Here is a 338-nt window from a genome sequence, read left to right on the forward strand (position 1 = left end):
ATGCCGCGATTGAAGCGGCTAGAGCCGGTGAGCAAGGAAGAGGGTTTGCTGTTGTTGCTGATGAAGTAAGAGCTTTGGCTGGGAAAACTCAGCAGTCCACTATCGATATCCAAGAGATCATTGCGCAGTTACAAGACCAATCTAAGCAAGCGGATGAATCTATGGTGAAAAACGTTGAACTGATGCGCTTAACAAAGTCTACGACTGATGAGCTTGCTCAATCTTTTCATTCGATATCAGAAAAGGTTTTAAGTATTTCAGAAGTGAATGCCATCGTTGCTACGGCATCAGAAGAGCAAAGTGCCGTTACGACAGATATATCGTATCCGCCCCATGAA

The 338-nt window shown here is 44.7% G+C and carries 1 protein-coding gene; it reads left to right on the plus strand.

What is annotated here, in order from left to right; translation table 11 throughout:
- Nucleotides 1–338 (plus strand): methyl-accepting chemotaxis protein (locus AB4589_RS22385; RefSeq protein WP_372101709.1); only part of this gene is annotated, 338 nt, incomplete at both ends.

The organism is Vibrio sp. 10N.222.49.A3 (genome assembly GCF_041475145.1).
In the GTDB taxonomy this organism is placed as follows: Bacteria; Pseudomonadota; Gammaproteobacteria; order Enterobacterales; family Vibrionaceae; genus Vibrio; species Vibrio tasmaniensis_A.